Genomic DNA, 22160 nt, shown 5'->3' with positions numbered 1-22160 from the left:
ACGAGCGGTTGTCAAGCTAGTGCTTAGGGTTTCTCGGCAAGCGTGCTGGCCAGCAAAATACCGTCCGCCCAATACCACCCGGTATCTCCGCCGGGGAGAATGTCGTACGTACGGCCGGTATAGTCGACGATTTCTATGGACTCGATGGCCGCACCGTCGAGGGTGTCTCCGGGATCGAGCACGGCCAGCAGCCGTCCGTCCGCCGCCGGGTGACCGGGTGAAGCCGTCAAGATTCTGCCATCTTCCATGGTGATACAGAGCAATTGGAACATGGCTGGCTCCGGCGTCCTCGATGTCTTGATAACCGGTGCCGCCACCTGCTGTCCGCTCTCATCGAGTGTCCAAACCAATATACCTACTACCAAGTCTTCGACGGCCACCGGACCCTGCGGGGTGTCGATCAAAGTTCCCTTTGCCAGGCAGATGGGGCAGCTATTGAAGCTGGGTTCGCGATCGGCCACCCTGATCCGCCCGTCCGTGGCGATATTGCCCTGGATGCGTTCACCCTGCTGCCCGTCCTGTCCGACGCGGATGACGAAACTGAAACCGTCGCCGGAGGACAGGAATTCACTTATCGCCCGGGTCAGAAGCTTGTGCTGCCGATAAACCAGCAATTGCTCCTCGGTGGTGTAATTGAGCTTGTGATCCAGACCGATGCGTTTCACGATGGCATTGAACTCATCATCGTTGGCTCGGATGCCGTCGAACTGGTCGAGGGCATTCTGTAATTCCCGTTCCGAGCTGCCGATGGGAAAGAAATCCGGGTCGCACCAGAAGAAGTCGGGGAAGGCATCCAGCAGGCGGTATCTGAGTTGGGTAGGCGTGAAAATGGTGGAAGAGGAGGGTGGCAGGTCGCAGGCCGTGACTGCCATCAGGAGTATTGTTAAGAAGACCGCGTTTGTCAGGAATCTTCGGATAACCTGTACCGTCATCGCAACATAATTGTCCTCTTTAGCACTATAACGGCATCAGGCATGAAAAGCGGCCTTATTTGCCGCCGCCGATGCGGATAATGAAAGTATCGATCTTGTCGATGCCTCTGAGACTGGAGATCATACCTCGCGTCGTGTTCCTGAAGGCGGTCCGGACGAACTCGTTCATACTTATGGAGGTGCCGTTGACCGTCAGTGTAGTATCTCCTGCGCCGGCCTTTAGCTCCAGGGTTTCCACCTGGCAGGCGCTTTCAAGAGCACCGACCATGCCGTCCAGCACCTTATCGAAAAACGTCTGCACGAAAAAGGATAGGAGAACATCATTACCGTTAACATCGAGGGTGACAACCTTTGAACTCATGGGACCTCCTATATCGTTTTACTATTGTCGTCATGAACGGGCTTCTAAGTCAAATATTCCCCGGGCATTCGGTCAAACGGCGATAGCAATGGAGTTGAGCCGTAATTAAGATAGGAGTCTTTTAGATATTTACCGTGGCTTTCAGGGGCGCAAGTATGTCCACATCTTGCCGGTCGAAGGGTAAATGCATCTTTGGTCGGGGTGAGAGGATTTGAACCTCCGGCCTCAGCGTCCCAAACGCTGCGCGCTGCCAACTGCGCCACACCCCGCTAATTATGAAAATCCGAAATTCGGAACGGTTCGCCATGGCCACGAGCGATGTTATATCATTCCTGATTCTAAATATTCTAACTTCCAGGACCAGGTATTATAGCACCAACCGTGGGAAGTTACTCCATCTTGCGGCAGTCAGGGCATAGTTCGAATTCACTTGGCGAAAGGTGGGCGGTGGCAGCCATGTATTCCAGTTGTTTCACCGGTGCGAAGTGGATACCGCAGCTGGTGCAGGCTTTCAACGGGAAATCAGCGGTGCCCTTGGGCCAGCTTATGATCCGTTTGGTGGCGGTGTCCACCAGGGTGATGGCGCCGGTGGGGCAGATATAAGCGCAGGAGCCACAAGCGATACAGGCGCCGGTATCGTCGTAGAAAGGCAGTGCCACTTCCCGCTCCGTGCCACGGTTGACCAGACTGATGGCGCTGGCGCCGACCACTTCGGAACAGACCCGTGCGCACATGCCGCACAGGACACAGTTATCCTTAGATGATTTCTCATCTTCCGCTACGAACCGGGATTCCGTGACCCCGAGCTTTTTAGCCATTTCTTTGACGTCGATGGATTCAGGGCAGCGGGCTATAAGGAGTTCCATGACGGTACTGCGGACGCGCTTGACCTTATCCGAGTCGGTGGTGACCTTAAGACCTTCTTCCACGGGGTACAGGCAGGAAGTGACCAAGCGTTTGCGACCCCGCCGCTCCACTTCCACCAGGCATACCCGGCAGGCGCCGTAGTCGTGTATGGATTCAGAATGGCACAGGGTGGGGATGTTGATACCGCCCCGCGTCGCCACCGTCAGAACCGTGTCACAGGGTTCGGCCTGAAACTCACGGCCGTTTATCGTCAGTTTGACCATTGTTATCTAACCTCCACGGCGTTCAAGCGACAGACATCATAACAGGCGCCGCACTTGGTGCACTTGCTCTGGTCCAGGATCACCGGCATCTTCTTACCCGGCGAGGTGATGGCGTTCACCGGGCAGGCTTTGATGCACAGATTGCAGCCGGGGCAGTTGGCCTCCACGATGTTGTAAGTGATGAGCGGCTTGCAGACGCCGGCAGGGCAGCGTTTCTCCTTGATGTGCGCCTCGTACTCGTCCCGAAAGTAGCGGATGGTAGACATGACCGGATTGGCCGCTCCGCCGCCCAGGCCGCAGAGGGCGCCCCAGGTGAGGGTCTCCGAAAGATCTTCCAGCAGCTCGATGTCGCCGTCCCGGCCGTTGCCATTGGTGATCCGTTCGAGTATCTGGTTCATGCGCTTCAAGCCTTCACGGCAGGGCACGCACTTACCACAGGATTCGCCCTCCAGGAAGGACACAAAATAGCGGGCGATGTCCACCATGCAGTTGTCTTCGTCCATAACGATCATGGCGCCTGAACCCATCATAGAGCCGGCGCGGGACAGTTCGTCAAAATCGACAGCCAGATCTAGCATCTCGGCGGGCAGACAACCGCCGGAAGGGCCGCCGGTCTGGACGGCTTTGAATTTCTTGTTTTTGAGAATGCCGCCGCCGATATCGTAGATGATCTCCCGAAGGGTGATGCCCATGGGCACCTCGATGAGCCCGGTGTTGTTCACCTTGCCCACCAATGAGAAGATCTTGGTGCCCTTGCTGTTGGCGGTACCGATGGAACTGTACCACTGTGCGCCGCGATTGATGATGAGCGGCACGTTGGCCAGGGTTTCCACATTGTTGAGCACCGTCGGCCGGTCCCACAGGCCTTTTTCCGAAGTGTGAATGTACTTGGCGCGCGGTTCGCCGATGCGTCCTTCCACGGAGGCCATGAGGGCGGTGGACTCGCCGCAGACGAAGGCACCGCCACCGCGGTTGATCTTGATCTTGAAGCTGAATCCGGAACCTAGAATGTTGTCGCCAAGGAGTCCCATGGCTTCCGCTTTGGCGATAGCCATCTCGGCGTGTTTCACTGCCACCGGGTATTCGTGGCGGATATAGATGTAGCCCTCGTGACAGCCAATGGCGTAAGCGGCGATGACCATACCCTCCAGGATGCCGAAGGGGTTGCCTTCCATCAAAGACCTGTCCATGAAAGCGCCGGGGTCTCCTTCGTCGCAGTTGCAGATGAGATATTTGAGACCGCCGTGAGCTTCACGGGTGCTCTCCCACTTGGCCCCTGCGGAGAAGCCGCCGCCGCCGCGCCCGCGCAACCCGGAGCGTTTGACCTCGCTGACGACCTCGTCCGGGGTCATGCTGAAAAGAGCCTTGACCATGGCCGTGTAGCCGCCAACGCCGATATAATCTTCGATCAGCGTCGGATCGATATAGCCGTTGGCGCCGAAAACCAGTCGCATCTGTTTCTTATAAAAAGGCACGTCATGTTCATAAGTGACGCGCTCTTTGGTGCCGGGCAGTGTGTACAGCAGGCGCTCGACGACCTTGCCCTGCTCGATGGTGTCGCTGATGACATCCCCGACGTCTTCAGGCTTTACCCGCTGGTACAAGATGTTCTCCGGCCGGATGACCACCAGGGGGCCGCGCTCGCAGAAACCGTGGCAGCCGGTTGTCTTGACTCCAACTTTGTCCTGAAGTCCCCGGGTCTCTATTTCATCCCTGAAGGCTTGCGCGAGTTTGGCGCCGCCGTAAGCCAGGCAGCCGGTGCCGCAGCAGATGGTGATCAGGCGGGGATTTTCCCCCGTCGCGGATTTTATTTCCTGCCGCAGCGTTTCCAATTCCGCCGCGGAGTTGAGCCGTCCCTGTTTGGTCGTTTGTACAGCCATACTACTTACAGCTCTCCAGTATCGATTTCACTTTGTCTGTGGTCACCTGGCCGACGTATTCGCCGTCCACCACCACCACCGGTCCCAGAGCGCAAGCGCCGACGCAGTTGACCGTCTCCAAGGTAAATTTCATGTCCGCGGATGTTTCACCGGCGCACAGGCACATCTCCGTTTGCAGTTTGTCCAGCACCTTTTCGGCGCCCCGGACATGGCAGGCGGTGCCCATACAGCATTGGACGCTGTGGCGGCCGCGCGGTTTAAGACTGAAAGCCTTGAAGAACGTGGCAACGCTGTATACCCGTGTAAGGGGGATGTCCAGTCCCTCGCTGACCATGACCAGGCATTCCTTGGGCAGATAGTTCATCTCCACCTGGATATCCTGCAGGATGCCCACCAGCATGCTGGCGTCCCGTTCGTATTTGGCTAAAACGTTGTTGACCACGGCAGCCGGGGATTTAGTTTCCAGGGTCATACCGCTTTCTCCAATAATTTCTCGTATTCTTCGACTACCCGGGTCTGGATGCCTGCCAAAGCGTCCGGTTTCAGGTGGCGGAACCGCCGTTGCAGTTTCATATATTCGTCGATGGGTTTCAGTTTCTCGGGCACCAGGCTCATCTTGTACTGTCCGTTCTCGACCTCGTACAGCGGAAAGATACCGGTTTCTACCGCCAGCCGGCCCAGCTTGATGGTTATCTCCGTATCGCAACGCCAGCCGGTGGGGCACACCGACATGATGTGGATGTAGGCGGGACCTTTAGTGGCCAGGCCTTTTTTCACTTTTTCGATCAGGTCGAAAGGATAGCTGGGACAGGCGGTGGCCACATAGGGAATGTTATGGGCTACGGCGATCTCCGGCATGTTCTTCTTCTGTGACGTCTGGCCTGAATGTACCTTACCCGCCGGTGAGGTGGTGGTGGAGGCGCCGAAAGGCGTCGCCGACGAACGCTGAATGCCGGTGTTCATGTAGGCTTCGTTGTCGAAGCAAAGATAGAGGAAATTATGGCCCCGTTCCATAGCCCCGGACAATGCCTGAAGGCCGATATCGAGCGTCGCGCCGTCACCGGCGATGGCCACGACATTGATGTCCTCCTGCGGCAGCTTGCCTTTGCGCATCTGGGCGCGGAGGCCTGCCTCGACGCCGGAAGCAACAGCCGCGGAGTTCTCAAACAGTGTGTGTATCCAGGGCAACTTCCATGAGGTGTAGGGCAACTGGGAAGCCACGATCTCCATGCAGCCGGTAGCGTTGACCACGATGGTATTGTGGCCGAAAGCCTTAGCCGCCAGGCGCACCGCCAGGGCTTCGCCGCAGCCGATGCAGGCGCGGTGGCCAGGTACGAAATTTTCTTCTTTGGTGACCAGACGGGATGCGTATATACCTAAATTCTGCATTATTCCCTCACCCCAACCATCTCGTATTCCCGCCCGCTGCCCGACGCCGCCAGCTCTATGCCGTCGACGATTATCTTCTCAAAAGCAGTGACGGTGATATCGCGTCCGCCCAGGCCGCCGATGAAACTGACGATCCGGGGTTTTTCAACTTCGTTATACAGGGCCGCCTTGATTTCAGAGGCCACTGGGCCGCCGGGACCACCGGAGGAGATGGCACGATCAAGGACCAACAGGGTCTCGACACCTTTCATCGCGGCGCGGAACTCCTCGAACGGGAACGGACGCCACAGCCTCAAACGGATCAGCCCGACGTTCACGCCGGCGTCGCGGAGCTTGTCCACCGCCGTCATGGCGGTTTCAGAAAAGCTGCCCATGGTGAACAGCAGGGTTTTGGCGCCTTCACATTTGTAGCATTCGACCGGCTTGTAACTCCGGCCGAACTTCTGCGCAAATTCCTCCCATATTTCCAATATCGTGTCTTTGACGTTCAGCATGGCCTGTTCCTGGGCCCATTTTGCCTCGGTGAAGACCACCGGCGGTGCGAAGTCGCCCATGGCCACCGGCCGCAACGGGTGAAGTGTCAGAGGGCTGCGGTTGAACGGCAGGAACTCACAGACGTCCTTTTCATCCGGCATCTCGATGGGTTCGATAACGTGGGACAGGTTGAATCCGTCCAGGTGCACCATCACCGGGAGGAGCACCTTGTGGTGTTCGGTGATCTTGAAGGCGCAAATGGTCTGATCTACCACTTCCTGGCCGTTCTCGGTAAAAATCTGGATCCAGCCGGTATCCCTGACCGCCATGGCGTCGGAGTGGTCGCCCCAGACGGAAAGAGGGGCAGACAATGCCCGATTGGCCACCGCCATAACCATGGGCAACCGCATGCCGGAAGCGACGTACAGCACTTCATGCATCAGCTCCAGGCCCTGACCAGCGGTGGCGGTGAAGGTGCGGGCGCCGGCCGCGGATGAACCAAGGCAGGCGCTCATCGCCGAATGTTCAGATTCGACGGGGATATACTCCGCGTCCAGTTCGCCCTCGGCCACCAGTTCAGCTAGGTGCTCCACGATGTGGGTCTGGGGAGTGATGGGGTAGGCGGCAATAACATCGACATTGGCCAGTTTTACGGCGTCGGCCAGGGCAATGGAAACTTCGATGCCAACTCGTTGACCCATTATTTCTCCTCCTCATCCCGCATCTTGATCACCCGGGTCGGGCATTCGTAGGCGCAGATACCGCAGCCTTTGCAGTAATAAAGGTCAGCCTCGTAAAAACCGCGTTGGTTCTGCCGGATGCAGCCTTCGGGGCAGAAGACAAAACAGATGCCGCACTTAAGGCAGCGGGAAAAATCATAGTCCGGCCGCTGGGAGCGCCAGTCACCGGTGCGGTAACCGGCAGCGCTGCCCGGCTCGGTAACGGCGGCACCGGTCTCGATATCTTTCCAGGTGAGTTCGTTCTCAGGTTTAGCCAATTGCTTCAAGCTCCTTTACCTGGGTCTCTTCGAAAGCGCGTCTCATAGCCTTGATGTTCTTTTCCGCTATCCGCCCGAAACGGGCTTTCAGCGGTTCGATCATGGATTCGAGCTCGACCACGCCGGTGGCTTTTATCAAAGCACCGAGCATGGTGGTATTGACGATAGGTACGCCGAGTTCCTCGCGGGCGATGCGGTTGGCGTCGATAATAGCCACCTGCCATTTTTCACCGAGTTTTGGGAAAGCGTCCATGGCTTTGGTGGTGTTGATGATGATGGTTCCGCCGCCTTTGAGTCCGGCGGTAACGTTGCCGATCTCGACGAGGCTGGGATCCAGCACCACCACAACATCCGGCTGGGCGATGCCGGCGCGATTGCGGATGGGGTTAGTGGCGCTGACTCGATTAAAGGCCATGACCGGGGCGCCTCGGCGTTCGGGTCCAAAACTGGGAAATCCCTGGGCGTATTTGCCTTCGGCGATGGCCGCCTGGGCCACGAGTTCGGCTGAGGTTACGGCGCCTTGTCCGCCGCGGCCGTGCCACCTGAGTTCAGTAAGTTCGCTTTTGATAGTAGCTCCTCCCTGACCGGTTTACTGAATGAAAGTGCCCCTGGAGCGACTCGAACGCTCGCAACCAGCTTCGGAGGCTGGTGCTCTATCCGCCTGAGCTACAGGGGCGAAGGGGTAGGATTACATTTTAGCGTATTTAAAGTAATCTTGACAAGGAATACGCAGTATTAATGGGGCAAATGCGGGGTAACCGGGGGTGTGGCTGCCATCTTTTTAAAGAACGGCTTGAGCAGCGAAGGGGCGATAAGTGTGGTGACCAGGCTGACCGCCACGGCCACACCGAAAATATCCCGGCTGATAGCGCCGACCAAAAGACCGGCACCGGCGACGATAAGGCCGACCTCACCGCGGGGAACCATGCCCATGCCGACGATCAGCGCACCGCGATTGTCACACTTTCCGATCAGCTTGGCCGGGAGGTAACAACCGATGATCTTGCCGAATACTGCCAGGACGATTATGACCGCGGCAGGTACGATGACCACGGCGATCTCTCCCAGGTCCACCTGCATGCCGAGGTAAGCGAAAAAGAACGGCGCCAGGAAAAGCATAATCGGCCGGGTCTGGTGAATAATCTCCTCGCGTTCCGCGGTGGCGGCGAACATCAGACCAGCCACGTAAGCGCCGACCACCGGATGCAGCCCGACGAGGGTCACTCCCCAGGAAATCAGCACACCCACGATAAGCGCCGTGATCGGCATCAGACCGGACTCTTTAAAGGGTTGGAGTAAAAAGCGTGAGATATATTTATGCCCGTAGTAACCGAGGAACAGTATGCCCAGCCAGACGGCGAAGCCGATGGCGCCGGTAACCAGGGCACTGCCCGCTGACAATTCGCCGGTCTTAGCCATGGAGATAACCACCGAAAGAATTACCAAACCGATGATATCGTCGATAACCGCGGCGACCAGGATTATGGTCCCCTCCCGGGTTCCCAGCTTGCCCATATCCATGAGGATGCGCACCGTGATACCGATACTGGTAGCGGTTAGCACCGCGCCGGTGAACAGCCAACCTACAACGCCGATGTCGGGAAAAAAGTACATGGCCGCAAAATACCCCAGGATAAAGGGCACAATAACGCCGCCGACGGCTACCAGGGCACCGGTGAAGGCATTTTTCACGAACGAACGGACGTCGGTTTCCATACCGGCCACGAAGAGTAAAGCGATCACTGCGATCTCAGAAACGACTTGCAACGGGTTGAAATTCTCGATCTCGAGTCCACCTTCGACCAGGTGGCCGCTGATGGTACCGAAATTCAGTATCACCGGGTCGCCCAGCAGACCGCCAAGCAGGAAGGGAGAGATAATAATACCGGCCGCCAGTTCGCCGATCACCGCCGGCTGCTTCAGATAACGTTCGGCGATCTCCCCACCAAGGCGTGCCGCCAGGAGCACCAGACCGAAGGTCAGGATCAAACTAAATATTAAATGCTCAGTTTCCATATGGCTGGAAACTTTAGCAGATTCTAAGTTTTTTCGCTAGTCGTGCAAGTCATGAGTCGCGAGTTGCGGGTTTCGGGGTTCAAACTTTGGTATTTGGTATTTTGAAATTGTTTCGGATTTCGATACTCGGATTTCGGATTTGTCTCGTTATCTTTATCTATCCGGCGGCACCCCCGGCATCGGCGCCGGTGCGGGCGCCGGATCCGTCACCGGCGGCACTTCCCCACCCGAGGACCCCCCAGAAGAACCAACGGTGAATTGACTCGCCTGACCGTTCACCCGAAGTGTATAAGTCTGCCCGGCAACGAAATCCGAACCGAGGGGCACGGCATGGGTGAAGAAACTGACCACCTGGATGCAGACGGCGTCCTTCGGGCGCTGGGTGGTCACTGTTATGTCAATTGTAGTTCCCTGGCGCTGAATATCGACATCGTTAAGAACGGTACACCCGTCAGTGAGCAGCCCCCTGATATCGATAAATACCTGGGGCTGGAACGACTCGGCTATCCGTACGTCCACCGATACAATGGGCGCGGTCTTGATGATCAGGTCTTCATCCCCTGTCGCCCCAGATACGGTGAATCGGTGCTCGACACCGTTGACCCGGGCGGTGTAGGTTTCCCCGGCCTTAAAATCGCTGCCCAGGTCCACAATGGCCGTTTCCAGGCGATAAATCTCATTGCAAGCCTCCGCGGTCGCGGGCAGCTTGATCCAGACGGCGATATCGAAACCGCCGGTGATAGCTGTTTTCTTGATCTCATCCGGTTCGTAGCAACCGTTCGGCAACCCGTAAGTGATCTCAACCTGAGCCCGGAATTGATCGCCGGATTCGGTCAGTTCGATAGAAACACCTTCGATGGGCGCCAGTTCTCTTTCAAACCTCTGGCAGCCGGTAGCGGGTACTAGTAGTCCGATAACAAGAGCGGCGATCAATAAAGTCTTCATATGCAAATTATAACGCAGCCACCCGCGCAAAGTTAGTTTCACTTTCCGCCACCGTTCCGCTAAAATACCCGTCGGGGAGAGGTGTCCGAGTGGCTGATGGTGTCGCTCTCGAAAAGCGATCTCCGTTTATGCGGAGCGCGGGTTCGAATCCCGCCCTCTCCGCCATCTGAACTCTGGCAAATAGTCCTTTGAAACCCAAATCGAGTCGATCTTGGACCAAGAATGGTTTTTCTATATACTCAGATGCCGCGATGGCTCCATCTATTCCGGGGTCACCACCGGCCTCGATCAACGCATCGAACAGCATAACCGGGGTACGGGCGCCAAGTACACTCGCGGCCGCGGGCCGGTTACGCTGGTATACTTTGAAAAACATGCCGACGTCTCGGCCGCGAAAAAAAGGGAATCCCAGGTCAAAACTTGGCCGAAGGCAAGAAAAGAACGGTTGATCATGGGAGAGAATGAACCGACTCGGTCAACGAGTTGAATAACTTTAAGAACGTCGCAATGCCTCCAGGTTCCGCATGACATGCAATGAATCGTATCACAGCCAGGTTTTCTCCCGGTACGCCCATCCGGTTTGACTAACTGGCTTACTTTTATTATCATTGGCAGGCTTCCAGAAGAGTGGCTCACATGGAGAGGTGCTGGAGTGGCCTATCAGGCACGCCTGGAAAGTGTGAGTCGGGGCAACCCGACCGTGGGTTCGAATCCCACCCTCTCCGCCATTTTCTTCTGAGACCGATCCATTTTTCGTTCCCCCTTGCGGAACCCCCCAATTGCGATCATTCGAGACTGATTTTCTCCGCCGGATCTCAGCATAGTGGCTAATGATCTTAACTGGGGGAAATGTAGGACCTGGCGGACACACTAGCCCTTTTCATGGCATATTTTCTTACGTTCCACCGGCTGCCACACCGGATTCCCGTCAGCGCTACTTTCCAGCCGGACTTTCAGTTTCGGCTGGCCGTCGATGCGAGTAGGCCGCAGCCAGCCCAGATTGTCAACCAAAGCGCTGTCAGGGACAATGTTCCCCTGTTCATCGATCACGGAAAGGGTATCGGTCTGTTCCTTTACCTCGCTGACAATCAATAACCTCCCCACCTCCTTGATCCCTCTCAGGTGGATATACCGCCCGTCGTTGCCGCCGGCGCTTAAAGAAACCCCTGCCAGCGCCCCGATAATACCATCCCCCGTACCACCCAGGGCCTCAAGGTAAATATCCCACTTTTCCGCCAGGCTGATGGTCTGCGATTTGGGGATATAATCTGTTTGAGCCAGGACGCCGTAACCGTAAAACTCATCATCAAACTGACGGTCTTCGCAAATACACAGGCCGGGGTCGGACCCGGGTTGGAAATTCTCCGCCATGTATTTAACGCACGGCTGCCGGAGGCTCTCGATTGATTCTGCGGTTTGGAACAGGATGCATTTGGCGCTGTTGTGAGATGTATAGGGGATCCTGGGGTCAACCAGAAGCTGATGGCGGATGACCCCCTTGTGCCTTCCCAAACCACGTGATTCCAGGTACTGGACCAGCCCTCTGGCCACCCTGCCCGTGCCCGGACCGTCCAGGACGTCGGTGTCATCGATACCGATAAAAACAAGCCGACCCATAACCAACTCCTTGCACCGTTTTTATCCACAGACAGCTACAAATATAACACCAGCACCCAAGAAAAAGCACGCTGGGCATGGCGCGGTTGGCTACCTGGGTTTCACTTGGGCGCTCTTAAGTCACCGCCTTCAAGTATTGTAGCAATCATCGCGGCATCCAGTTCCATATTAAAAAATGTCTTGTAAAATTGGTGCACTTCCGCAGGCATATCCACATCGGGAAACAGGTCGGGGTAAACGGTTACAGCCGTCCATAACAAGGCCAGGGGCGTTTCCACCGACCCCGGGTGTCCCCAGCGGGAGATACCGTTCGGCAGTTGGTACACTTGTCCCTGTTGAACAGCGGTGATTCCGGACCATTGAGGGTGCTTGGTGATGATGGCATAGGCCGAAGGTTCATTGACGATGATCACTTCCGGATTCCAGAGCAGGATCTGTTCGATACTGGCATAGTAGTCATTACCGATGAGTTCAAGGTCGCCGCCAACGGAAACATTGATCACCCCAGCAGCCCGGGTCCAGTCCGCGACCAGGGAGTCGGCGTGGGTCGCCCGGGTAGCCTGATTCTCGGAGTGATGCAATCTGACCTTGTCGTCTTCGGCCAGGTCACCTACCACCTGATCGACCCGGTCGATTATATCCAGGTAGTAGTTGTTGAAAGCCACAGCTTCCGCTTCTCTGCCGATGGTCCGGCCGACGATCAGCACAGCCTCCCGCTGTTCCTCCATGCTGTTGTAATCAACCACAACATATGGAATGCCGCTGTTATCCAGCTTCTCAACCTCTTTCTGGTCGGCAACGAACTCATTTCTGACGATGACCACATCCGGATCAATCCGCAGCAGTTCTTCCATGTTGATGGCTCCGCCTTCCCGGGGTACCGAGGCGTTTGCGATCTCCGGAAAAATTTCAATCAGCAGAATATCTCGCTGGAGGCCACCCGGTACTCCCACCAGGTCATTACCACGTCCCAGCAGGCAGACGGTATATGCGGCGAATGAATACAGAGCGGCGATCCTTCGGACATTGGCAGGAACTTCAACGGTCCTGCCGGCGCTGTCCACCACGGTAACGGTATCTTCCTGGTTTTCCGGTGGTTGCTGGTTGTTGCAGCCAGGTAGTAACGAACCCAGCAATAACAGCGAGACGACGATGAAAGATGATTTCAGCTTCATGTTAAAACTTCCTTTCAGGAACCGTATCAGTGATTTCAAGAGGTATGATCTGTTTCAAATCAACACCTTCCCATTGGTAACAAACGACTTTGGATCGGATGTTGAAGGTTTTTGCCATATTTTCTTCAGTAAGAGCGGCGGACGGGCTGCCCTGAACTGCGATTATTTGATGATTCATCAACCCAACCCTGGTGTTGATCCCGGAGCCCTCAAAGTAAAAAGCATGGTTGGGCGAGTGGGTGGCCATGACCACTGTCAGGTTGGACTCCTGAACCAGTCTGACAATGGACTGCAGAAAATATAATTCATTGTGGAAATCAAGGTGGGAGGTCGGCTCGTCCAGGACCAGTATTGGTGTCTGCTGGGCCAGCGCCCTTGCTACTATCACCAATTGCGTCTCGCCGCCGCTAAGTTGGGTGTAAGGGCGTTCGGCGAATTGGGCGATACCGGCCTTTGCCAACGCTTCTTCAGCGATTATCCGGTCCTGGGCTGACGGCGGCGAAAAAGTGCCGCTGTAGGCTGTTCTACCCATGAGGACGACATCGATAACCTTATATGGGAACGGTTTCTCGTGTACCTGGGGTATATAGGCCGCCAACCGTGCGATATCCCGGGGCTTTAGATCGCGGATGTCCTGACCATCCAGTGAAACGCTGCCGTTGGCTGTTTTCAGGACGCCGAGTATGCATAATATCAGCGTGGATTTGCCGCAGCCGTTCGGCCCCAGAAGGCAATAGATCTCACCGCGGTTGACCTGTAGATTGACGTCCCGGAACACGTCACCCTTACCGTATGAAAATGAAGCATTGGTGACGTTAATCATGACGGATGGTTACCATCCCCTTGCCTTGGTTCGCTTGATCAAATAGATGAAAAACGGACCGCCGATGAGAGAAGTTAAAATTCCCAGGGGGATTTCCGCCCCGGTAAGTGTCCGGGCGATATTATCTATCAGCACCAGGTACATGGCGCCTAGCGACAGGGAAACGGGAATCAACAGGTTGTGATTGGTGCCGACCAGCATTCTGCCGATATGGGGAATCACCAGTCCCACCCAGCCGATAATCCCGCTGACGCTGACTGCTCCCGCTGTAGCAATAGTGGCGAAAAAAATGGCCAGGCTCTTGGAAATCATGACATTAACCCCCAGCGCCCTGGCTTCCACATCCCCCATGGACAGGACATTCAGCCGCCATCTCATTAGAAGCAACCCTAAAACCCCGACCGCCATCGGTATGGCAGAGATCAGAATATCCGAGAATTGTGCGGTTGCCAGACTGCCCATCAACCAAAAAACGATACTCGGCAGTTGGTCATAGGGATCAGCCAGATATTTCAGGAGCGAAATCAGGGAAGCAAATATGGATGACACCACCACGCCGCCGAGTACCAGCATTATGGTGGGTGCGATTTTATAGGTCACACCGATCATGTAACTGAGCACGACCGCCAGCAGGCCGAAGGCGAAGGCAAACAAATAAATATATACCGCCTGACCCTGAAACAAGATTATAGCCAGGGCGGCGCCGAAACCCGCGCCTGAAGATACCCCCAGGATGTTGGAGCTTACCAGCGGATTGCGGAACATGCCTTGGAAGGACGCGCCGCTGACCGCCAGGCTGGCGCCTACCGCCGCCCCTAAAATTGCTCGGGGCAGCCGGATGTCCCAGACCACGTTGATATGCGTGGCCGGGACATCGGCATTCCCCAGACCCAGTTGGAAAGCCAGAGCTTGAAGCACTTCTGACACCGACAAAGGGTACCGGCCGATAAAAAGCGATACCAGCATAATCAAAAGCGGCCCGATAATCAGCAGGGCGAATAAACCCGGCTTTTTGAAGTTGAATTTACTCAATGACGGTGATCAGCGTCACATTGTCAGCCCAGTGTTTCGGCCCTCGGTTGTGATTCACCCACTTGACCAATCCGGTGCTGGCATTCAACGCTTCCCCGTCAACCATCCAGGCAAACCCTGCGGCAGCGGCATCGATCCTGTCCGGAGTAATTTCCACAGTGACGCCGGCACTCTCGATGGTAATAACTGTGAACGTTTTCAACCCGATGTATTCCAGCAGGTCGACGAGCAGGATACATTTGAAGGTGTGTGCCGGCAGGACATTATTCCCATCTTTGATGGCGGCGACGATATCTACCGGACCGATCTTTGCGGCGTCCTCATGGGTGATCGTAACCGGTGTTTTACCGATCACCTGGACGTTTACGCTCCATTGTACCTGGGGCTCCTGGGTGGTCAGTGGCGGCGCTGTTGTTTGCGCCGGCGCGGTTGTCTGAGGCGGAGTAATCGCTTCCGCATCGCCGCACCCGGCAACGCTCAAAGTCATTAAGGCTGCCATCAGCAGCAATACCATTCTGGTTTTCATCAACGTCCTCGCATCGTTATTATTTTCGTTCGATTCTTCAGGGGTAAACGGTACCGGAGAAAATAAAAAAAGAGTGCCCCAAAAAGAGAGCACTCTAAAATATATATTATTTAAACATAATTTCCCCTTTCCAATAATGGGAGGCACAGGCGTTTCCATCTGTACCCTCGGTCCTGACGGAGTCAGGACACCGTTTGCACCCCGTGACATCTGTTTTAGGTCAGTGCAAATTCGGAGATTATAAAATTGTTAATTTTCGGTCGATGCCGATTAGTACTGCCCGATATAGTACCAGATTTTGCCATAGACGTAGAGCGAAGTCAAATTCAAACAGACATTATTTAACCGTCACTGCGAGGAGCGAAGCGACGTGGCAATCTCATAGCCACCAGCCCTGGTTCCATGACGGAATCAACGATAAAACAAACCGTCATCGTGAGCCTCCGGCGAAACGATCTCAAAGCCGCCATAATCTGCTTGCCAGTTTCCCCGTGAATACCGTAAAAAAAGAGGGCGCTTGAAAGCGCCCTCTTCGGTCTGCCGTTTTAACCCCTACGATTTCCGCTTGTCGAAATCCTCAAGGTCGAGGTTGTCGATGAAATCGCGGAAGGCGCTCATCTTCTTGATCTCGTCCTCGCTGGCTTTTTTGCGCTTTTCGGAAACGTCGGCGGTGCCATCGATAGCTTCCAGCGCATCGGCGCCGCCTTCGCTCTCGCGTTCCAGGACGATGCCTGCCTTGTCCAGCACCGATTCGTCGGCGTAGATGGGCACGTCCACCCTGACCGCCAGCGCCAGCGCGTCGGAGGGCCGGGAATCTATCTCAAGCTGGTTGCCGCCGAAGTTGAGCAGTATCTTGGCGTAGAAGGTATCGTTCTTGAGGTCGTTGACGATAACGTGCTCCACCTTGGCGCCCAGCACCTCGATGGTCGTCGCCAGGAGGTCGTGGGTCATCGGCCGCTGCACCTGAATGCCTTCCTGCAGCCGGATGGCGATGGCCTGCGCCTCGGCGGAACCGATCCAGATCGGCAGATAACGCAGGGTATTTTTTTCTTTGAGCATGACCACCCGCTGATAATTCACCAGGCTGACACGTATGCTCTCAATGGTCATTTCTATCATTATTTTCGGGAGCCTCCAATGCGCGGTTAGCCTTGTTAAACCTGCCCAATTCTACCTTTATGGTCATGGGGTGTCAATGAAGTAAACACGTGTTGACGCCCAGCCGTGGTAGAATATTTCCGCGGGGATTAGCAAGGCTCTTCACAATGAGTCCGGTTTATAGTAGAATAGTTAGCCTTTGCCGATAAAAGGTCTACCGGAGTTTCCAAGAAAAGCGTCATACCCTGATTCAGGTGCGTACCCAGAAAACATCTAGCTGTCTGGAAGGAGACAAGAGGAATGCAGAAGACGCCGGAGGCGATTGTCTGGTTCAACCAGGTAACCAAGAATGACATTCCCATAGTCGGTGGTAAAGGCGCCAATCTGGGCGAAATGACCGCCGCAAAGATTCCGGTTCCTCCTGGCTTTATCGTAACAGCCAACGCGTATTATGATTTTATCGCTGCTTCCGAGTTGCAACCCCGGATCAAATCAGCGCTGGAAAACCTGGACGTGGAAGACTCCAAAGCCCTGACCGCCGCCGCCGGCGCGGTCAAACAGCTTATCATGGACACGCCCCTGCCGCCGGACCTGGCGGGGAAGATCAAGGAAGCTTATGCCACCCTCGGTGAGGGACTGGTGGCGGTCAGATCCTCGGCCACGGCGGAAGATCTGCCGGAAGCCTCCTTTGCCGGCCAGCAGAGCACCTATTTGAACATAGAAGGCGGAGACGCCGTGGTGGCGGCGGTCCAGAAATGCTGGGCCTCGCTTTTCGAGCCCCGCGCCGTATATTACCGCGTTGAACAGCGCTTCGATCATTTCCAGGTCGGCATCGCCGTGCCCGTGCAGCGCATGGTGCAATCGGTGACTTCCGGCGTCGTCTTCACCATCGAACCCATCACCAACGACCCCTCCAAGATCGTCATCGAGGCCATCTACGGTCTGGGTGAAGGGCTGGTATCGGGTGAAATCACGCCCGATCTTTTCATCATCGACAAAGAAGGTCCTTCCATTGTTTCGCGCCGAATCAGCCACCAGGACCGGCGGCTGGTGCGTAACACCGGTAATATTGAGGCCGGCGCCGAGGGCTCCAACTACTGGCAGGGCGTTCCCGCCGCCAGACAGGAGCAGCAGAAGCTTTCGGACGATGACGTCATCAAGCTGGCGGAACTGGCCATTCATATCGAGAAACATTACGGCGTACCGCAGGACATCGAGTGGGCCAAGGAGAACGGCGATATTTTCATCGTCCAGTCCCGCCCCGTCACCGCCATCAAGGAAAGCACCGAGATGGAACCGGAGATCAAGCGCCCGATCCTGCTGTCCGGCGCCGCCGCTTCCCCCGGCTTGGCTTCCGGTCCGGTCAAGATCATCCTGGACCCCGCCAACATCGACCAGGTCTTCACCGGCGATATCCTGGTGGCGGAGATGACCACCCCGGATTTCGTACCCGCCATGAAACGGGCGGCAGCTATCGTCACCAACCGCGGCGGCCGCACCTCCCACGCCGCCATCGTCAGCCGCGAACTGGGAATCCCCTGTGTCGTCGGCACCGGCGAGGCCACCTCCCTGCTTAAAACCGGCCAGATCATCACCGTCGACGGCGCCCACGGCAAGGTTTACGACGGCAAGGTGACCCGCCGCATCCAGACCTCCTCGGTCGTCAGCATGGTCCGCGACGCCATCAAGACTAAGACCAGAGTTTATGTCAACCTGGCACAGCCGGAACTGGCTGACCTGGTCGCCGCCCGCAACGTCGACGGTGTCGGTCTCCTCCGAGCCGAATTCATCGTCAGCGCCATCGGCAAGCACCCCAACTTCATGGTGGAAACTGGCCGGCAGGAAGAATTCATCCAGAAGCTCTACGATGGTATCCTGCCGTTCGCTAAGGCTTTCCACCCCCGCCCGGTCGTTTACCGCACCACCGACTTCAAGACCAACGAATACCGCGAGCTTGAGGGCGGCGACAAATACGAGCAGCCGGAAGAAAATCCGATGCTGGGCTACCGTGGCGCCTCACGTTACATCCGTGACATCGAAAGCTTCAAGATGGAGATAGAAGCCATCAAACGGGTGCGCAAGGATTACCCCAATCTCTGGGTGATGATTCCATTCGTGCGCACCGTCGATGAACTGATCCGGACCAAGGAGATTCTGGAAGCCGAGGGCCTGAAGCGCGGGCCTGACTTCAAACTGTGGATGATGACCGAGATTCCGGCCAACATCTTCCTGATGGACAAATTCATCGACGTTGGTATCGACGGCATCTCCATCGGCTCCAACGACCTGACCCAGCTGGTGCTGGGCGTCGACCGTGATTCCGAGAAGCTGCAGGATACTTTCGACGAGCGCAATGAGGCGGTCATGGCTGCCCTGGAGATCGCCGTCACCACAGCAAAGCGGAGAGGCATCACCGCTTCCATCTGCGGCCAGGCGCCGTCGGTATACCCGGAACTGACCGAAAAACTGGTCTCCTGGGGCATCACCTCGGTCTCGGTCAGCCCTGATATGATCGGCACCACCCGCGAGATCATCGCCCGGGCGGAAGCCAAGCTGAAGGTATAAAAAAAGCGTATCGGGTAATTTCCTCTCCCCTGCGGGGAGAGGATTAAGGTGACGGGGCACCTCCAGCAACGAAGAGTCTATCAGGACAGATTATAATCCCTCTCCCCCAACGGGGAGAGGTTAGGTGAGGGGGCACCTCCAGTAACGGAGGAGCTATCGAATTCGAGCATTAATATGCATCAAAACGCATCATGCGGACGGGGTTTCGGCGCCATTCGGCGCAAGGCCGGAGTCCCCGCTGAGGAACGAAGCCCCCGATGAACGATCTGTCCGGAGTCCGCATTTCCCTGGAAGAACGCGAAAGGCAATGGCTGTCGCCTTTCGCGACGTTCTCCGCCGATAGCCGCGGCCGTGCCGTCGCCGAGGAGCCCTGCGCGGTGCGCACCGCCTTTCAGCGGGACCGCGACCGCATCATCCATTCCAAGGCTTTCCGGCGGCTGAAGCACAAGACCCAGGTCTTCATCGCCCCCAGCGGCGATCATTACGTCACCCGCCTCACCCATACGCTGGAAGTATCGCAACTGGCGCGCACCATCGCCCGGGCTCTGCGGCTGAACGAGGACCTGGCCGAAGCCATCAGCCTGGGGCATGACCTGGGGCATACGCCCTTCGGCCATGTCGGTGAGGAAGTGCTGGCTGAGCTCTACCCCGGCGGATTCCGGCATAACGAACAGAGCCTGCGGGTGGTAGATAAGCTGGAGAAAGGCGGCCGGGGACTCAACCTCACCTGGGAGGTTCGGGACGGCATCCTGAACCACTCCAAGTCCCGGACCGGTATCATGTCCAACACCAGCGGCCGCCCGGCCACGCCGGAGGGTGATATCTGCCGCCTGGCCGACGCCCTGGCCTACATCAACCACGACATCGGGGATGCGGTGCGGGCCGGGATATTAAAAGAAGCAGACCTGCCGGCCCGGGCGGTGGAAGTCCTGGGCGCCAGCCATTCGCGCCGCATCGACACCATGATCCACGACGTGATTTCATTTTCGTGGGGCATCTCCGGACAGGCGCCGGACCGCCCGGCGGTGATCGGCATGAGCGAGGAAGTGCTGGAGGTTACCAACCTGCTGCGGGATTTCCTTTTTGAGCGGGTTTATTATCGCCGGGACCAGGACGCCGAGGACGCCCGGAGAATCGTCAGGAACATGTATGGTTTCCTGCTGCGGTTCCCGCACCGGATGCCGGGTGAGTACGTTAACGAGGAAGACCCGGAACGCGGCGTAGTGGATTACATCGCCGGTATGACCGACCTCTTCGCCACCAGCATGTCGATGTCCTTCGGATTGATATAATAGAAAGTAAATACGAAATCCTAATGTCGAAATCCGAAAAGAGGCCGGATACTCTATTGAGCCGGGATCTCAGGGTTAAATTTATCGGCAAGTTTCGTATTTCGTATTTCGTGCTTCGGATTTAATCATCAATGGATACCGTTACAGAAATAAAAAACCGCGCCGACATAGTGGAACTGATCAGTCAGTACACTCCGTTGTCGCGTTCCGGAAAAACGCTCAAAGGGCTGTGCCCGTTCCATTCGGAAAAGCACGGCAGCTTCTTCGTGTACCCGGATAACCAGACCTGGCACTGCTTCGGCGCCTGCGCCACCGGCGGCGATATCTTTTCGTTCATCATGAAAAAAGAGGGGTTGACCTTCGGCGAAGCGCTGGAACGCCTGGCCGAAAAATACGGCATTCAACTCCCCTCCCGCTACCAGCCGACTCCGGAGCACGACCGCCTGGATGACCTCTTCCGCTTAAACGCCGCCGCGGCCCAATATTTTCATGACCTGCTGCTGACTTCTCCGGCGGCGGACAAAGCCCGGGCTTACCTTGACAAGCGCGGCGTCAATGCGGGCTCCATCGCCGATTTCCAATTGGGTTACGCCCTGCCGGAATGGCAGGCGCTTAAAGACCACCTGAACCAGGCGGGTTACCCCGATGACATGCTGCTGGAGGCGGGGCTCCTGGGCCGCGCCGATACCGGCCGCCTCTATGACCGCTTCCGCGACCAGGTGATCATCCCCATCGCCGATGTCCGCGGCCGCATCACCGGCTTCGGCGCCAGGGTCCTCAACGACTCCCAGCCCAAGTATCTCAACTCTCCGGAGACCCCCCTCTTCTCCAAGAGCGCCACCCTCTTCGGCATCAACCTGGCCGCTTCCGCCATCCGCCAGGCTGACACGGCTATCATCGTCGAGGGTTATCTGGACGTCATCATCAGCCACCAGTACGGCTTCAAAAATACCGTGGCCAGCATGGGGACCGCCATCACCGAGAAGCAGATCGGCATCCTCAAAAAACTGTCGCGCCAGCTGGTACTGGCGCTGGATGCCGATGTCGCCGGTGAGGAAGCCATGACCCGCTGCGTGCCGTTCGAGAATCTGCTCGAATCAGAGATCAAGGTGGCCGTCGCCCCGGCGGGACAGGATCCGGACGATGTCATCCGGCACGACTCCGTCGATTGGACCAATCTTATCGCCTTGGCCGGGCCGTTGGTGGATTTCGTCTTCAACCACGCCGCCATCGGCTTCGACCTGCGCACAGCCGCCGGCAAATCGGGACTGGCGGAAAAGCTGTTGCCCGTCGTCGCCGGCATCAAGGACCCGGTACGGCGCGGTCATTACCTGGCGGAGCTGGCCGGACGGGTCGGCGCCACCACCGCGGACCTGCAGTACAGCCTGAACCGTCTGAAACAACCTCCGGCCCCGCACCGCTTGGAACCGGGCGCTCCGGCGACTGTGGCGCCGCCCCCGGCGTTGGCCAGTCCGATCGAAGACTACTTCCTGGCGCTCCTGCTGAAGCATCCTGAGCTCAAGCCGCAATGCAAAGCGGTCAAGCCGGAGTATTTCGAGAGCGTGGAGAACCGGGAGATCTATGCCGCCTGCCTGGCTTCCGACGACCTCGCGGTCATCCGGCAGCGGCTGGACGCCGCCATCCGGGACGGTTTTGACCGCCTATTGGGCGCTCCGGCGCCGGACAACCGCCTGGCAGAGAGGCTGTCCGAGTGCGCCTTGCGCCTGGAAGAAAAACACCTTAAAGCTACCGCCATCAAAATAAAAGATGTACTCAACGCTGAAATTGACAAGGGCAGTTCCGCCGAGATCCTCAAATTTCAGGAGCAGGGCCTGGCTCTAGACAGCCGCCTTGCCGAGCTTTTTAAGCGCAAAGAGGACCGGCACCGCGGCCCGGGAAGGTAAAAAG

Annotated in this window: 21 protein-coding genes, 4 tRNA genes and 1 riboswitch; of the genes, 6 read left to right on the top strand and 19 right to left on the bottom strand. The window is 56.8% G+C overall.

All coding sequences use genetic code 11. From position 1 onward, the window contains the following. Positions 1–23: 23 nt before the first annotated feature. From ABFB09_RS04125 to ABFB09_RS04065, 13 genes are all read right to left on the bottom strand, one after another. On the bottom strand, positions 24–872 hold the full coding sequence (locus ABFB09_RS04125) for a Hint domain-containing protein (protein WP_347000104.1): 849 nt from the start codon (positions 870–872) through the stop codon (positions 24–26). A gap of 115 nt (positions 873–987) precedes the next feature. Then, entirely contained in the window at positions 988–1293 is a 306-nt protein-coding gene (locus ABFB09_RS04120) for a hypothetical protein (RefSeq protein WP_347000103.1), read from the bottom strand. Positions 1294–1486: 193 nt separating this feature from the next. Continuing rightward, positions 1487–1562: transfer RNA gene (locus ABFB09_RS04115), tRNA-Pro, on the bottom strand. A 120-nt stretch (positions 1563–1682) separates the two neighbouring features. After that, entirely contained in the window at positions 1683–2423 is a 741-nt protein-coding gene (locus ABFB09_RS04110) for a 2Fe-2S iron-sulfur cluster-binding protein (protein WP_347000102.1), read from the bottom strand. 2 nt (positions 2424–2425) lie between these two features. Continuing rightward, a complete protein-coding gene (locus tag ABFB09_RS04105) occupies positions 2426–4303 on the bottom strand; it encodes an NADH-ubiquinone oxidoreductase-F iron-sulfur binding region domain-containing protein (protein ID WP_347000100.1) in 1878 nt (625 codons plus the stop codon). Position 4304: 1 nt separating this feature from the next. Next, positions 4305–4775, bottom strand: a complete 471-nt coding sequence (locus ABFB09_RS04100; RefSeq protein WP_347000099.1) for an NAD(P)H-dependent oxidoreductase subunit E — start codon at positions 4773–4775, stop codon at positions 4305–4307. Continuing rightward, positions 4772–5692: a pyruvate synthase subunit PorB gene (porB, locus tag ABFB09_RS04095; protein ID WP_347000097.1), complete on the bottom strand. Its 921-nt coding sequence runs from the start codon at positions 5690–5692 to the stop codon at positions 4772–4774. Before porB ends, ABFB09_RS04100 begins: the two co-directional genes overlap by 4 nt. Beyond that, entirely contained in the window at positions 5692–6867 is a 1176-nt protein-coding gene (locus tag ABFB09_RS04090; RefSeq protein ID WP_347000096.1) for a transketolase C-terminal domain-containing protein, read from the bottom strand. The genes porB and ABFB09_RS04090 overlap by 1 nt, the downstream gene beginning before the upstream one ends. Further along, entirely contained in the window at positions 6867–7163 is a 297-nt protein-coding gene (locus tag ABFB09_RS04085) for a 4Fe-4S dicluster domain-containing protein (protein ID WP_347000095.1), read from the bottom strand. The genes ABFB09_RS04090 and ABFB09_RS04085 overlap by 1 nt, the downstream gene beginning before the upstream one ends. Further along, a complete protein-coding gene (locus ABFB09_RS04080; RefSeq protein WP_347000158.1) occupies positions 7156–7731 on the bottom strand; it encodes a 2-oxoacid:acceptor oxidoreductase family protein in 576 nt (191 codons plus the stop codon). Before ABFB09_RS04080 ends, ABFB09_RS04085 begins: the two co-directional genes overlap by 8 nt. 35 nt (positions 7732–7766) lie before the next feature. Next, positions 7767–7839, bottom strand: a tRNA-Arg gene (locus tag ABFB09_RS04075). A gap of 59 nt (positions 7840–7898) precedes the next feature. Beyond that, on the bottom strand, positions 7899–9152 hold the full coding sequence (locus tag ABFB09_RS04070) for a cation:proton antiporter (protein ID WP_347000094.1): 1254 nt from the start codon (positions 9150–9152) through the stop codon (positions 7899–7901). 180 nt (positions 9153–9332) lie between these two features. Further along, positions 9333–10124 carry a hypothetical protein gene (locus ABFB09_RS04065; protein ID WP_347000093.1) on the bottom strand — a complete coding sequence of 264 codons (792 nt, stop codon included), beginning with the start codon at positions 10122–10124 and terminating at the stop codon, positions 9333–9335. Positions 10125–10199: 75 nt separating this feature from the next. Between ABFB09_RS04065 and ABFB09_RS04060 the strand changes: the two genes are divergently transcribed. The 3 genes from ABFB09_RS04060 (at position 10200) to ABFB09_RS04050 (ending at position 10852) form a co-directional block, all read left to right on the top strand. Further along, a tRNA-Ser gene (locus tag ABFB09_RS04060) sits at positions 10200–10289 on the top strand. Positions 10290–10335: 46 nt separating this feature from the next. Then, positions 10336–10611, top strand: coding sequence for a GIY-YIG nuclease family protein (locus ABFB09_RS04055; RefSeq protein WP_347000092.1), 276 nt, complete (start codon positions 10336–10338; stop codon positions 10609–10611). Positions 10612–10762: 151 nt separating this feature from the next. Next, a tRNA-Ser gene (locus tag ABFB09_RS04050) sits at positions 10763–10852 on the top strand. A 142-nt stretch (positions 10853–10994) separates the two neighbouring features. Here the strand turns inward: ABFB09_RS04050 and ABFB09_RS04045 are convergent. The 6 genes from ABFB09_RS04045 to ABFB09_RS04020 form a co-directional block, all read right to left on the bottom strand. Beyond that, the gene (locus tag ABFB09_RS04045) at positions 10995–11741 is read right to left on the bottom strand and encodes a hypothetical protein (protein ID WP_347000091.1); all 747 of its coding nucleotides are present in this window, start codon (positions 11739–11741) and stop codon (positions 10995–10997) included. 101 nt (positions 11742–11842) lie between these two features. Beyond that, on the bottom strand, positions 11843–12916 hold the full coding sequence (locus ABFB09_RS04040; protein ID WP_347000089.1) for an ABC transporter substrate-binding protein: 1074 nt from the start codon (positions 12914–12916) through the stop codon (positions 11843–11845). A 1-nt stretch (position 12917) separates the two neighbouring features. Continuing rightward, positions 12918–13739 (bottom strand): ABC transporter ATP-binding protein, encoded by an 822-nt coding sequence (locus ABFB09_RS04035; RefSeq protein WP_347000087.1) that lies wholly within the window; start codon positions 13737–13739, stop codon positions 12918–12920. Between the two features lie 9 nt (positions 13740–13748). Then, positions 13749–14705 (bottom strand): iron ABC transporter permease, encoded by a 957-nt coding sequence (locus tag ABFB09_RS04030; RefSeq protein WP_347000156.1) that lies wholly within the window; start codon positions 14703–14705, stop codon positions 13749–13751. 58 nt (positions 14706–14763) lie between these two features. Then, the gene (locus tag ABFB09_RS04025) at positions 14764–15297 is read right to left on the bottom strand and encodes a hypothetical protein (RefSeq protein WP_347000086.1); all 534 of its coding nucleotides are present in this window, start codon (positions 15295–15297) and stop codon (positions 14764–14766) included. A gap of 107 nt (positions 15298–15404) precedes the next feature. Beyond that, a riboswitch (molybdenum cofactor riboswitch) is annotated at positions 15405–15546 on the bottom strand. A 303-nt stretch (positions 15547–15849) separates the two neighbouring features. Beyond that, positions 15850–16416, bottom strand: a complete 567-nt coding sequence (locus tag ABFB09_RS04020) for a bifunctional nuclease family protein (RefSeq protein ID WP_347000085.1) — start codon at positions 16414–16416, stop codon at positions 15850–15852. 279 nt (positions 16417–16695) lie between these two features. On the opposite strand from ABFB09_RS04020, the gene ppsA reads away from it, so the two are divergent. The 3 genes from ppsA to dnaG all read left to right on the top strand — a co-directional run bounded on the left by ppsA (position 16696) and on the right by dnaG (position 22156). Next, positions 16696–18960, top strand: coding sequence for a phosphoenolpyruvate synthase (gene ppsA, locus ABFB09_RS04015; RefSeq protein WP_347000084.1), 2265 nt, complete (start codon positions 16696–16698; stop codon positions 18958–18960). Between the two features lie 257 nt (positions 18961–19217). Then, entirely contained in the window at positions 19218–20252 is a 1035-nt protein-coding gene (locus ABFB09_RS04010; RefSeq protein ID WP_347000082.1) for a deoxyguanosinetriphosphate triphosphohydrolase, read from the top strand. Positions 20253–20383: 131 nt separating this feature from the next. Further along, a complete protein-coding gene (gene dnaG / locus ABFB09_RS04005) occupies positions 20384–22156 on the top strand; it encodes a DNA primase (protein ID WP_347000081.1) in 1773 nt (590 codons plus the stop codon). Positions 22157–22160 lie beyond the last annotated feature (4 nt).

Origin of the sequence: Dehalogenimonas sp. THU2, assembly GCF_039749495.1 — a bacterium.
Taxonomy (GTDB): Bacteria; Chloroflexota; Dehalococcoidia; order Dehalococcoidales; family Dehalococcoidaceae; genus Dehalogenimonas.
This window is presented reverse-complemented; position numbering and strand designations above follow the sequence as displayed.